This is a genomic window from Mesorhizobium sp. M7A.F.Ca.US.006.01.1.1, assembly GCF_003997935.1.
GTDB lineage: Bacteria > Pseudomonadota > Alphaproteobacteria > Rhizobiales > Rhizobiaceae > Mesorhizobium.
The window spans coordinates 19844-32335 of the sequence record NZ_RZQL01000048.1 but is presented as its reverse complement, the minus strand read 5'-3'; the positions used below and the strand labels follow the sequence as shown (position 1 = coordinate 32335).

Genomic DNA, 12492 nt, shown 5'->3' with positions numbered 1-12492 from the left:
CTCTGCGCCACAACCGAACGTTCGCGATAGCGCAATCTTGTGGTCGAGCAAAAGCTCAATAGGCAGGCCGTGGTACTTGGTGCCTCTTCCGGCGAGCTTCTGCGGCAAGGGAAGGTCAGTTTCGGTCAAACGAAGTTATATCCTTTATAGGCGGAGACGGAGCCGCTTGGCCCGGTCGAGGAAAGCGGGTTCTCCACCTTCGAGGATTTCGCATACTTCTTTCCGAATTTCAGGGTTTTCGAGGCCGCCCGCGATGTAGGTCATCGTCGGCAGAGCACCCGGCTGGTGGCGCCCGGCCTTTGCGACAATCACCTGATCCGCGTCGGTGTTCACGACCAGATTAGCATTGTGCGTCACCACTATAATCTGGCGGCGAAGCTTGGTTTCGCGGAACCGCTCGACCAGTTCGTCGTACACGGATTTCGGATCGAGATTTTCCTCCGGCTGATCGATCACGAGCGGTCGGTCATCGTTGCGATCAATGGACAAATACAGCAGGAGCAAGACAATGCCGCGGGTACCAGGCGAAAGCTGTTCGATCTCCACGCCGTCGTATTGAACGCTGTAGCGAACGCGGATGTGGTCCAGGCTGTAGAGCCAAGTGGAGAGCTCTGCCGCCCATGCGCGGTATCGCTCAAGATTGGAGCGGTCCTCCAACGCTTCGGCAACAAAATCGCGGTCATGGTCCGTTCTAAACTTTGCAAGCGCCGATGCGATGTCGTCGGCGCTGCCAGATTCCCAAATTGCCAGCAACCTTGCTTTGACGGCCTTTAATAGGGCACCCTTGCCTTGGAAGGGCCCAGTCTTGCGGGCGTCGAGCAGCTTTTCGCCGCGGGCCGCCCACCCCTCTACGTCTACGGTACGGCGAACATTGAAGGTAAGCTTGCCAAGGGCACCGGACTGGCCAGCGATCTGCTGACCAAGCGGTTCGTACAGGCTTGCGAGTTCGTTGGCCTCGCCAATGATCGCAGCGACGGCCTTCTTGTAGTTTTCGGTGCGTTGCGTCGCCAGCGTCTTGATCTTGTCGTCGGCCGCTTCGGCCAGTTCTATCGAACGCCGGAGCTTAGCGAGGTTGGCTTCGCCCTGGGTGATCTTCTCCGTAAGTCGACTGTAGGTTCGGGCGTTCTCCGTCGCGATACCAACGACTTGCGTCAGGCGGGCAACTTCCGCGTCGAGGTGACCGAGCGCTTGCTGGTCAAGAGCGACACCCTCGGCCAGCCGAGAAATCGTGATATCAGCATCGGGGGTAAGTGGCGGAAGGGCCTGACCGCGAAGTCCAGTCGTGCTCGTCTCAAGCTTCTTGATTGCTGCGTTGACCGTACCAGCGGGATCGCCCTTGAAGTCGACTTCGAAGGTCTTCCAGTCCGCTTCCGGCAAGCCAGCTTCAATGTGGGCATCCCTGAGGTCGCGTAGCATGCCGGGGAGGACGCTTTCCTTCCAGGAACGAATGGCATCGAGCAGTGCGAGCAGAGTCTGACGGCGGCGCTGCTGTGCTTGAATCAGGTTCCGGCGCGCGACCGCCGCCTCATCGACCTCTGCGAGGGTTTCGGATGCGGCCTTCGTGGCCGCATTCCCACTGCTCACGAGTGCTTGCCGGTCCTTCTTGTCTTTCTCCAGCGTTGCCTGGACGGTGTCGCGCTGCTTCTTCAAGCCTTCGAGCGCGTCTTTGCGCTGACGCTCAACATTCATCTCGTTGGAAGTCTGGACAATCGCTAGTTCTTGGCGTTGACGTTCGGAGCGCCAGCGTTCGGCGCGCAGCGAGAGCAGCTCGCCGAAGTTGGCCGCCTCCATGCGGTCTTCCTCGGGATGGGCTTGGAAGACGACCCGCTCGATCTCGGTAAGCAGTTCGTCGGTGATCCCTTCAGCGGAGCAAAGTCGGTCCACGAATTGCTGGGACAGATAGCGTACTCGGGAGTCATCGAGAACCTCCTCCGTCTCAACGGCCCGAAGGTCGCTGTAGGTCTCGTCGCCAAGAGCCCATTTCAGCGTGGAGCATTCGGACCCGAGGAGCTTGGCGGCGCGGTAAAGGAAGGACTTCTTTGCTTCGTCGTCCTTGGATTGGCGGGCGGCGTACGCTCCCGCAGCGATGATCTCAGCAAGCGCCGTCTTGCCCGAGCCGCGTGCGCCGATGATCGCAACCAGCCCTGCGTTGAGGTCAACCGCCCCATTCGAAAACCACGACGCATTTGTCACGGTGACGCGCTCAATCACTTCGGACGACAGCGCCCCGATGGGATGCGTCGGACCGACAAAGACACGCGCGCTGGGCTCGAGGACGACCTGCCTGAGGCTCTCAAAGGTCACATCGCCCTTGATCCAGGTGTAGAGGTCGTTATCCGGCTTGCCCACCTTGCCCAAGCTGTGGGCATCGCTACCGTGCAAGCACGGTTTGCGGCCACCCCACCCCAGAATGAGCTGCTCAAGGGTCGCCGCACCAAGCCCGAGCCAGAAGTCGCGCAGTTTCTGCGATGAACCGAAAATGAAGTGCGCTGCCTTCTCGATCTCCTTCCGCATCGTCGCCAGCGACGTGTCGCCCTGCAAGCCCGCAGTCCCGTCGCCTTCGCCAGCCGCCACCCCAACCAAGATGTTGCGTTGAGCCCACTCCGACTTATCGAACGCATCCCGGAGTTTGGAACGGCTGACTTTGAACTGATTAGTGCCCTCCCTTAGCGCGGCTTCCGGCGCGAGGTTCGGGTCGCGCTTATGGGTGCGACCCAATCGGATTAGTTCATCGCGGTCGCAAGCGTAAGTTTCGCCGTGCGCCTCGAAGGTCAGCTTCCTCATGAAGCTCTGCAGTTTCTCTAGGTGGTCGGGCTCGTCGGGACAGACCAGGAGATGAAAGTTGATGACGCCATCAGAGGATGTGCCCATCTCGAAGCGCATCTCGACATTGGGGAAAATCAGCTCGACACCTTGCAGACGCCCAGCGTTCTTATGAGCGACCACCTGCTCATAGAGAGTGAAGCTGTAGTAGTCGGTGATGCCGAGTGCGCGGATGCATGGCGATGACTGCTCGATCGCTTGCAGGTAGGGCTCCCAAGCATTCTGGCCGAAATTGTTGGCGAGAATGGTGCCTGGCGCGTGGATGTGGGGGTCCCAGCGATGCCAGATCGAGCCGCGTCGATTTTTTTTGTCGTCCAATTTGAGGCCCTCAACTATAACCTTGAGGGCAGAGCCGCGCTACGGCGGCGCCAAACGACGCGTCTCCCCCACGCCAATACTACAGTGCGTGTTTGGAGAATGCCAATTGATCGCCCATTCGAGGTAATCGCCCCGGAGCGAAGCTGCGGCGTATGAGCGCCGAAGAAGTTTTGACGCCTCGCGGGCAGCGGCAAGCGGTCGATCCTTGAGTGCGGTCGAAGGGCCGCTTTGGGGGAACCGGCCGGTTGGAATGAGCTCCATTCCGGCCTTTGGCCTACCCACGCCGCCTAGTCCGATCCCTGTCGAACGGTTTCAACCGCGAGTGAGCCCTCCGGTAGGGGGAGCAGCAGTTCGGCTTCTGTCTTCGTGAGGTAGATCCAGTGCGCCCAGTCGGTTGGGCGCAGCACCACGACCTGGCGGTCATGATAAGCAACAATATCGGGACCAGGCTCGGTGGTCAGCATGGCGAAGGCCGGCCTGAAGCCATCTGCGCCTTCGCGCCAAATGCCGGCGATCGCCATGAATGGCGCATCGTTCAGCGTGAACCGATGCTTTGCTTTTGGATATTTCTTGCCCGTGAATTCGAAGAAGGCCGATGCGGGAATGAGGCATCGGTTGCTCTTGTCGAAATGCCGGCCATCAGAGCGGTAGTTGAAGACGGGGCCACCCTTCGGATTGGATGGTGGGAAGCTGAAATTCATTGGCACCAATTCAATGCCGTTGCCGGCAGCGCGCATCACCGGCGCCATGTCGTTGATCCGGATATCGTCGCTTTCCGGCAGGTCGAGTTCGGTCTGTTGCGTCGGGACGCCAAGCTCGAGTGCCTGCATCATCTGGATGTATTCGACCCATTTCACATGTTGTTCGTAGGCATTGCACATGCCGCGCACTTTATCGCGAAACGCAAATGAGTCGAGATGGGCGTCCCTTCGGGCCGGGCTCTCGGCTGGCGCTGAAGCCCCGCTCTGCGGGTCTTCACCCTTCGGGCTTCCATCCCTGACGCGGCACGGCGCCGACAGCGCGGAGCCCCTCCTCTCAACGTCGGTCTTGCATCGCGAGAGTGAGAGGGCGGTTTGGAGGGCAATGACGGCGAAGGACTGGGAGAGAGGCTTCCGGCGCCCGTCATGGAGAACTCCCATGAACAATTCAGTGACTATCGATGCCGGCCGCGACGCACCCGGCGGCGGCTACAAGGTGGATGCGAGCCGCGGCGCGCGCATCGGGCGTGTTTCCTCGGAGTGGTTCAACCGCCCGGCTGATGAGCGCTTCCTCTCGCTGTCCGCGTTGATGGCTTCTGTGCAGGGGCGGTCCGGGCGCAGCCGGACCCGCACCGTCGACAGCGCCGCGATCCGGGTCGAAGCCAGCCGCGACGATGCCGAGCGGCTTGCCCTTGTGCTTCCGGGTGCCGACAGGCCGGTCGCTCCGACGCATTGGAGCTTTGGTCAACTCGCCGGCATCGCGGGCGCGTCGGCGACCTACCTGCGTCAACTTCCGGCACCGCTCGCCGGTATCAACCTGCAATATGGCCTGACCGCGCACCGCGCCGAGCAGGTCAAGACGCTCGAGTTCGATAACGGGCGCGTCGAGCTCCGCGCCGTCACCGGCCCAGACTATGGGCGCATCTATGATCACGAACTGGTTGCGGCCGTGCAGCAGATCGCCGGCAATGGCACCGGCGACACGCGTTGGAAGATCCCCGGCGTGCTCGACTGGTCGACCGGTATCTACAATCCCCGCGTCGACATCACCTCGGATACCACCACGCTCTATGCTTCGGATCGCGACGTGTTCCTTTTCCTGGTCGATGACCTCACCCCAATCGAAGCAGGCAGGCTGCCGGATGGCTCGCCCGATCTCTACTTCCGGGGTTTCTATTGCTGGAATTCCGAGGTCGGCGCGAAAACGCTCGGCATCGCCAGCTTCTACCTTCGCGCCGTGTGCCAGAACCGCAATCTCTGGGGCGTCGAGGATTTCGAGGAGATCACTATCCGCCACTCCAAATATGCCGCCTCACGCTTCGCACACCAGGCTGCGCCGGCGCTGACGCGTTTCGCCAACTCCTCGCCCATGCCCTTTGTCAACGGCATCCGGGCGGCGCGCGAAAAAATCGTCGCCCGCAGCGATGACGATCGAACGGAGTTTCTCCGCCAGCGCGGCTTCTCCAGGGCGGACACAGCGAAGATCATCGAGACCGTACTCGCGGAAGAAGGTCGCAAGCCCGCGAGCGTCTTCGACTTCGTGCAGGGCATAACCGCCGTTGCGCGGGACAAGTCGCACCAGGACGCCCGGCTCGAGCTTGAGAGCAAGGCCAAGAAGCTGCTCGACCGGGCCGCCTGATTTCAGCAAAGCCGGCGATACGGATTTCCGTGTCTCCGGTTGCGTGCCTTTCCGGAAACCAGGATGTGCGGCGCCGTCCCTCAGAGTGAGAGGGCGGCGCCGATTTTCGTGACGGGTCAGGAGGCTGAGGAAGGTTCCCGGCCGCCCGTCGCGGAGTACATCCCATGGCTACTGCCAAGAAGAAGCCCACCATCACCCTGTCCCCCTCGCGCGACATCCCCTTCAACCAGCTCGTCCTGAGCCAGTCCAATGTCCGGCGCATCAAGGCCGGCGTCTCGGTCGAGGAACTCGCCGAAGACATCGCTCGGCGTGGCATCCTTCAGGGCCTCACCGTCCGCCCTGTCTTTGATGAAAACGGCACTGAGACCGGCATGTTCGAAGTGCCGGCCGGCGGCAGGCGTTTCCGGGCGCTGGAACTGCTCGTCAAGCAGAAGCGACTGGCCAAGACCGCGCCAGTCCCGTGTGTCGTCCGCGAGGGCGGCATTGCGGAGGAGGACTCTCTAGCAGAGAACGTCCAGCGCGCGCCGCTGCATCCGCTCGACCAGTTCCGCGCGTTTCTCACCCTGCGCGAGAAGGGTCAGGCCGAGGAGGAAATCGCTGCGACCTTCTTCGTCTCGGTGAACGTGGTCAAGCAGCGCCTGAAGCTCGCATCGGTCTCTCCGGTGTTGCTCGATATCTATGCCGAAGACGGCATGACGCTCGCCCAACTCGAAGCGTTCACCGTCTCGGGCGACCACGCGCGCCAAGAGCAGGTGTTCGAGCGGCTGAAGGCTTCCTACGACAAGTCGGCGTATGCCATCCGGCGCATGCTGACCGAAGGCGCCATCCGTGCCTCCGACAAGCGCGCCCAGTTCATCGGCCTCGACGCCTATGTCGAAGCCGGCGGCACGGTGCTGCGTGACCTTTTCGAGGGTGACGATGGTGGCTGGCTGGGGGATGTCGTCGTCGTTGAACAGATGGTGGCCGACAAGCTCAACTCCGAATCCGAGGCGATTGCCGCCGAGGGCTGGAAATGGACCGAGGTCGCGCCTGACTTTGCCTATGGGCACACCTATGGTCTGCGGCGGCTCCATGGTGAACTCGTGCCGCTCACGGCCGAGGAGGAAGCCACGCGCGACGCGCTCAAGGCCGAGTTCGACCGCCTCGTCGCAGAGCATGAAGGCGCGGACGAGCTTCCCGACGAGGTCGACGAGCGGCTCGGCGAACTAGAGACCGCACTCGAGTCCTTCGACGAACGGCCGCTGTCCTTCGACCCCGAGGAAATCGCCCGTGCCGGCGCCTTCATCAGCATCGCTGGCGATGGTTGCCTGCGCGTCGATCGGGGCTATGTCCGGCCCGAGGATGAAGCACCAGCCGAACCCCAGAACGCGTCCGATGGCGCAACGGGTAAGGAAGAGACAGTCGGCGACGATGCCGATGGCGACCACAATACCAACAGTGACGCCGTGCCGGAGCCAGAGGAAGACGACGGTCTTTCGCCGATCTCCGACCGTCTGATGACGGAATTGACGGCGCATCGAACGCTCGGTCTCCGGCACGCCCTCGGCGAGCATCCCGGTGTCGCCTTCCACGCAGCGTTGCATGCCCTGACGCTTAAGGTCTTCTACCACTATGGCTCGGATAGCTGCCTTGAGCTGGACCTCAAGACCGTCAGCTTCGGCGCCCAGGCGCCAGGGCTGAACGACAGCGTCTCCGCCGAGGCGATCCGGGCCCGGCATGAGAGCTGGACGAAGGCCTTACCAAAGGACTCGGCTGGCCTCTGGGACGCGCTGGGCGACTGGGACAGTGACAGCCGCGCGGCTCTGTTCGCGCATGTCGTCAGCCTCTCGGTCAATGGCGTCAGCGAGGCCTGGAACCGTCGGCCGCGGGCCCTCGCCCATGCCGATCAGTTGGCCCATGCCGTCGATCTCGACATGGCACCGCGCTGGAAGCCGACCGTCGACACCTTCCTCGGTCGCGTCACCAAGGCGCGGATCCTACAGGCCGTTGCCGAAGCGAAGGGCCAGCGCGCTGCCGACCGGATCGCCCATCTCAAGAAGGGCGACATGGCGACGGAAGCGACAACGCTACTTAACGGCACTGGCTGGTTGCCCGAGCCGCTCCGTACACCGGCCCGGGAGACGGTCGCCGACATGTCGGCTGTGGAACTGGCCGTCGTGGAAACGGCGGAGGTAGCGGACGAAACGGCCATGGCTGATAGCGACGGCATCGCCGATGATGACGACGTCGGCGTCGAAGCGATTATGGCTGCCGAATAGTCCTCTCGACCCTACGACTGGCCCGCCGGCAACGGCGGGCCTTTTTTTTTGAAGGAGGTCACCATGCGCGAACCGCCGCATGAGCTGGCACGCCGCCTCGCCGACCGGGCCGAGGCGGTCTGCCGGCACTATCTCTCCAATGGCCGCCGCCAGGGGAACTATTGGACCGTCGGCGATGTGCGCAACACGCCTGGTCGCTCCATGTTCGTCCGACTTGCAGGCTCCGCAAGAGGTTCGGCCGGCCGCTGGACCGACGCCGCTACCGGCGAGCATGGCGATCTGCTCGACGTGGTGCGCGAGGCGCTTGGACTCAGAGCTTTCGCAGATGTCGCCAAGGAAGCTCGGGCCTTTCTCGGCCAGTCGCATGAGGCAGCGCGTCTGGCATCTCCTGTCCGCCAGAGTGTCCAGGCTCCAGCCGGCTCATCGGAGGCAGGCCGTCGTCTGGTGGGCATGTCGCAGCCGATCATCGGAACCATCGTGGAAACGTATCTCCGTGAACGTGGCATTACGACTTTGCACGGAACCGAATCGCTCCGGTTTCATCCACACTGCTACTATCGGCCTGACGACCATGGACCGACCGAAACCTGGCCGGCGATGATCGCTGCAGTCACCGATCTCGATGGGCGGCTGACCGGCGCGCACCGGACCTGGCTTGCACCGGACGGTCTCAGCAAGGCACCCGTCGACACGCCGCGACGTGCAATGGGTGACCTCCTTGGCAACGCCGTTCGCTTCGGCGCGCCCGGCAGCGTCATGGCAGCGGGCGAAGGCATCGAGACGACGCTTTCGCTCCGATGCGCCCTGCCCGACATGGCGATGGCGGCAGCTCTCTCGGCGGCGCATCTCGCTGCCATCCTGTTCCCGCCAACGCTGAACCGGCTCTACATCATCCGCGACAACGATCCGGCCGGTGACGGTGCCCGCGACAAGCTGATCGAGCGGGCGTCCGATGCCGGCATCGAGGCGATCGTCCTCTCGCCGAGGATGGAGGACTTCAACGAGGATCTCCGCTACTTGGGCCTCGCCGCCCTTCGAAAATCGATCGCGGACCAACTGGTTCGCCGGGATCGCCATCGTTTCCTCGAACGTGTGGCCTGAACCGGGGTGTAGCGCGGCGCCGTGCGGTTCACCGGGCCGGCGGCACGCGCCCAGAAGCCACCGGCGGGGAGAGCCACGACCCGGCCTTCGAGAGGGCGATCGGGCCCACAGGCGGGCCGGCCAGGCAATGGCGCCGGCCGACTATTTTCCGGCGGCGGCTGCGCCGCCTTTCCATCGCGAGCCAAAATAGTCGGCCTCTGCCATCCTCCGCTGTCGCTCCGGCCCTCCGCGTCGCTCCGGGTGCGAGGCCATCCCGCCTGTGAGCTTTCGTCGCCATGAAGGCCGCGAGGGTCGCGGTCCAATCGACGGGAGCATACCGTGAGCGAGTACGACGACAACGAGCGACACCACGCCGCCTCTCCAACCGATCACGTCCTCACCGAACTCCAGCTCTATGGCTGGCGCCCTTACGCCGATGAGCCCGATCCGCGGCCCCTCCCCGACGGTGATCATGTGGCCGGAGCCGTGGCGGACATCTTCGACGCCCTCATCGCCACCCTGGCGGACACGCGCCTCGAACCCGACCTCGACGACCTTCTCTGGTCTGTCAGCAACGTCTTCCACCGCGCCGTGCTGCGCATCGAGCGGCACCTGGACGACAACGAGCAGGGCCAGCGGCGCCTGCAACGCGAACAGGACGGCACCGAGATCAAAGCGGTCGAACTCGAGAACCTCACAGCCCAAGGCCAGACCATGATCGAACGACGCGATGCCTTCGAACTGATGCGTGACCAGGCCGCCGAACGCTACGAGCAGCACACCGGATCGGCCTGGCGACCGCGCACCGGGTCGATGGTCAACCATCGGCACCTGACATCGGCAATGGTCGACAGCCGCGACTTCCTCGCCGCCCGGCGCAAGGCTCACACCGAGGTTATGCTTCCAACCGGCCCGAAGATCGCCCTGACCGGAGGCCTCGACTTCAATGATCACCAACTCATCTGGGACGTCCTCGACAAGGTCCACGCCAAACACCCCGACATGGTGCTGATCCATGGCAAGTCGCCCAAGGGCGCCGAACTGATCGCCGCCAAATGGGCCGACAATCGCAAGGTCCCGCAGGTCGGCTTCGCCCCAAACTGGGACAAGCACGGCCGGGCCGCGCCGTTCAAGCGCAACGATGCGATACTGGACATCCTGCCGATCGGCGTCATCGTCTTCCCGGGCACCGGCATCCAGGACAATCTCGCCGACAAGGCGAAGAAGCTCGGCATCAAGTCTCACGACTTCCGCAAGAAGGACGGCGCGTGAGTATCGCCGTGCTTCCGTAAAGTGGTATCGCCATTTCCGCTGAAAAACGGCTTTCAGTCTGGATTGCCCGTCACCGCGATGCGGGCTGCGCGTGCATAGTGCTCCAGTCCACATCGCCATCGATCAACCGGTCCAGCAACGCTTTCATGTCGCTTTGATCCGATGCTGACTGAAACGGCCCCGGCTGTCGCTCGATCGCCAGCACCGCGATGGCCAACGCCTTCTTCACAAGGTGCAGATCCCGATCCTTGAATTCTGCCATGACACCAACCTTCAGACGATCTGACCGACTATATCCCGCGCCGATTACAGAAGGGGCAATGGGCCTCCGAGGCTCGTGACTACGGCTCCTGGGCAAGCGAAAAACACCCCCGCTTCCAATAGCGCTGATCCTTGGTCCGGCCCATGGCCTGACGCCATCAACCCGTAAAGGGTCCGCTACGCGAGCGTGCGGCCTTGAGGCTTCGCCCCCGCGGTGATTGCGACCATGGGTTGGACACATCGGGCGCCTGTCGCGCGGGGGATGGTCTCCCGCCTCCAAGGACAGGAGCCGGAACAATGTCACTCAACGACGCTCACGCCTTCGCCTTCAGCCTCGCTGTAACCCTCATGGTCGTTATCGTCGTCTTTCAAGCAGGCGACGGCAGCCTCGGCGTCATGCCCGCCAGCGAATACGACGGCGACACCGCCGCCATCGTCCACGAGATCGATCCTTTCGCCCCCTGACTGGGGCATGCCTCGCCGCGGGAGCGAAAGTCCTGCCGGATTTCCGCTCCCGCCGCCGCTCATCTTCGGCTATACTTCAAACTGCGCCGTGGTGGTGGTGGAGGCGCGACCGTCAAACCTTTTCTCACGGAGACCACCACCATGATCTTCCTCGGCATCCTCCTTTGCATCGCCGGCATCGGATTCCTTTGCTGGCTCCTGTTCACGCTCGCTGTCTACGCGCTTCCGTTCTTCGTAGGCGTGACTGCGGGCGTGTGGGCTTACGGCACCGGAACCGGTCCGATCGGCGCGTTCATCGTCGGCATCGCCGCCGCCGGCGCGACGCTCGCGGGCTGCCAATTTACCTTCACATTCGTTCGCCCGGTCTGGGTTCGTCTTGCGGTCGCGCTCCTCTTTGCCGCACCAGCATCGATCGCCGGCTATCACACGACACATGGTCTTGCGAAGCTCGCCATGCCATCCGTGGGCTGGCAAATCGCTTTCTCGATCATTAGCGCGATCGCAGTCGGCATTGCCGCTTGGGTTCGGTTGCTGGCGATGGCACCGCCCGAGCCAGCCATGCGAGGCGTCGCTCGCGGCTAGGCGCCATCCGGAACTGGAGGGCCAGGACGGCGAGGATCATTACCAAGCCGCTCCTCGCTGCGTCAGGGTCATGGACAGAGCGTCCAAGCCCAGGAAGTTCCCACCCACACGGCAGAGATTCGAGCAGTACCGTCTGGCATTGACCGCTATGACGAACTCGAGCGGCCGTCGATCGCAGATGCAACGGCGGTCTTCTCCTTGGGAAGCTCATTCCGGTGATATTGCGGATATGGTCGAGAGTCGGGCAGAGCGCTGTGGGGCAACGCCGGCTATTCGAAGTGAACGTCGGTCGCCATGTTCTCGCTTGAGGCCCTCTTTCAGGTCGACCGCTCCAAAACGGCCTCATCAATGGCCTGATCTGACCGAAGGTCGGCTACGCCTCGACCGCCTATGCGGCAATGGCGCCGATCGACTTTCTTCCCCTGCCGGCTGCGCCGTCATTCCTCGCGAGACAACAAAGTCGCCTGGCTGCCATCCTCCGCTGACGCTGCGGTCGCAAGCGATGCCGCGTCGATCGCCTCCGGCCCGTCGATCGCCATCGAGGCCGCAATGGTGCGGCTCGAAGCAGAGATCAAGGAGAACTACCATGGCGACCATCGGCACCTTCAAGAAGTCCGGCAACGAATTCACCGGCGAAATCGTCACCCTGAGCCTTCAGACCAAGAACGTCCGCATCGTCCCCGAGAGCCGCCAGGTCGGCGAGAACGCCCCAAGCCATCGCGTCTTCGTCGGCCGCGCCGAAATCGGCGCCGCCTGGTCAGACCTCCAACGAGGGCCGCGACTATCTCGGCCTGAAGCTGGACGATCCGAGCTTCAACGCTCCGATCTACGCCAACCTCTTCGACGACGAGGAAGGCGAAGGCTTCAGCCTCATCTGGTCCCGCCCCAGCCGCCGCAACGGCGAGTAGGCGGCCTGAACAACGCCCCGCCCGGACACGCCGGGCGGGGCCAAGCCCTTTTCGGGCGACCGAATCAGTTCGGGCTTAATTCCCCAAAGCCAGCTCCGCGTGGCACTTTTCTCTCGCCATATCAGAGAAGAACGACTATTTTAGCCGTAGTTCTGGCGTGCGCATTTAGGTCTGTAGGAGGTGGTCAT

General features: G+C 63.0%; 10 protein-coding genes and 1 pseudogene. 7 read left to right on the top strand and 4 right to left on the bottom strand.

Annotated features, from left to right (window positions below; translation table 11 throughout):
* Window positions 1–144: 144 nt before the first annotated feature.
* Both EN943_RS38305 and EN943_RS11380 read right to left on the bottom strand, forming a co-directional pair.
* Window positions 145–3141 carry a TrlF family AAA-like ATPase gene (locus EN943_RS38305; RefSeq protein WP_245475727.1) on the bottom strand — a complete coding sequence of 999 codons (2997 nt, stop codon included), beginning with the start codon at window positions 3139–3141 and terminating at the stop codon, window positions 145–147.
* 287 nt (window positions 3142–3428) lie between these two features.
* Complete coding sequence (locus EN943_RS11380) at window positions 3429–4022, bottom strand: SOS response-associated peptidase family protein (RefSeq protein ID WP_127412691.1); 594 nt, start codon at window positions 4020–4022, stop codon at window positions 3429–3431.
* A gap of 256 nt (window positions 4023–4278) precedes the next feature.
* Here EN943_RS11380 and EN943_RS11375 point away from each other — a divergent pair, with 256 nt between their 5' ends.
* The 4 genes from EN943_RS11375 (at window position 4279) to EN943_RS11360 (ending at window position 10088) form a co-directional block, all read left to right on the top strand.
* Window positions 4279–5478, top strand: a complete 1200-nt coding sequence (locus tag EN943_RS11375; RefSeq protein WP_127412689.1) for a DUF932 domain-containing protein — start codon at window positions 4279–4281, stop codon at window positions 5476–5478.
* A gap of 164 nt (window positions 5479–5642) precedes the next feature.
* Complete coding sequence (locus tag EN943_RS11370; protein ID WP_127412688.1) at window positions 5643–7736, top strand: ParB/RepB/Spo0J family partition protein; 2094 nt, start codon at window positions 5643–5645, stop codon at window positions 7734–7736.
* A 63-nt stretch (window positions 7737–7799) separates the two neighbouring features.
* Entirely contained in the window at window positions 7800–8837 is a 1038-nt protein-coding gene (locus EN943_RS11365) for a toprim domain-containing protein (RefSeq protein WP_127412687.1), read from the top strand.
* A gap of 318 nt (window positions 8838–9155) precedes the next feature.
* The gene (locus tag EN943_RS11360; protein ID WP_127412686.1) at window positions 9156–10088 is read left to right on the top strand and encodes a DUF2493 domain-containing protein; all 933 of its coding nucleotides are present in this window, start codon (window positions 9156–9158) and stop codon (window positions 10086–10088) included.
* Between the two features lie 70 nt (window positions 10089–10158).
* Here the strand turns inward: EN943_RS11360 and EN943_RS11355 are convergent, their stop codons facing one another.
* On the bottom strand, window positions 10159–10350 hold the full coding sequence (locus tag EN943_RS11355; protein WP_245475720.1) for a hypothetical protein: 192 nt from the start codon (window positions 10348–10350) through the stop codon (window positions 10159–10161).
* 296 nt (window positions 10351–10646) lie between these two features.
* Here EN943_RS11355 and EN943_RS37615 point away from each other — a divergent pair, with 296 nt between their 5' ends.
* Both EN943_RS37615 and EN943_RS11350 read left to right on the top strand, forming a co-directional pair.
* Window positions 10647–10814: a hypothetical protein gene (locus EN943_RS37615; protein ID WP_164778164.1), complete on the top strand. Its 168-nt coding sequence runs from the start codon at window positions 10647–10649 to the stop codon at window positions 10812–10814.
* Window positions 10815–10955: 141 nt separating this feature from the next.
* Window positions 10956–11396, top strand: a complete 441-nt coding sequence (locus EN943_RS11350) for a hypothetical protein (RefSeq protein ID WP_127412685.1) — start codon at window positions 10956–10958, stop codon at window positions 11394–11396.
* A gap of 437 nt (window positions 11397–11833) precedes the next feature.
* On the opposite strand, the gene EN943_RS37610 is transcribed toward EN943_RS11350, so the two are convergent.
* On the bottom strand, window positions 11834–11971 hold the full coding sequence (locus tag EN943_RS37610) for a hypothetical protein (protein ID WP_164778163.1): 138 nt from the start codon (window positions 11969–11971) through the stop codon (window positions 11834–11836).
* An 11-nt stretch (window positions 11972–11982) separates the two neighbouring features.
* Here EN943_RS37610 and EN943_RS11340 point away from each other — a divergent pair.
* Window positions 11983–12304: pseudogene (locus tag EN943_RS11340) on the top strand (DUF736 domain-containing protein).
* Window positions 12305–12492 lie beyond the last annotated feature (188 nt).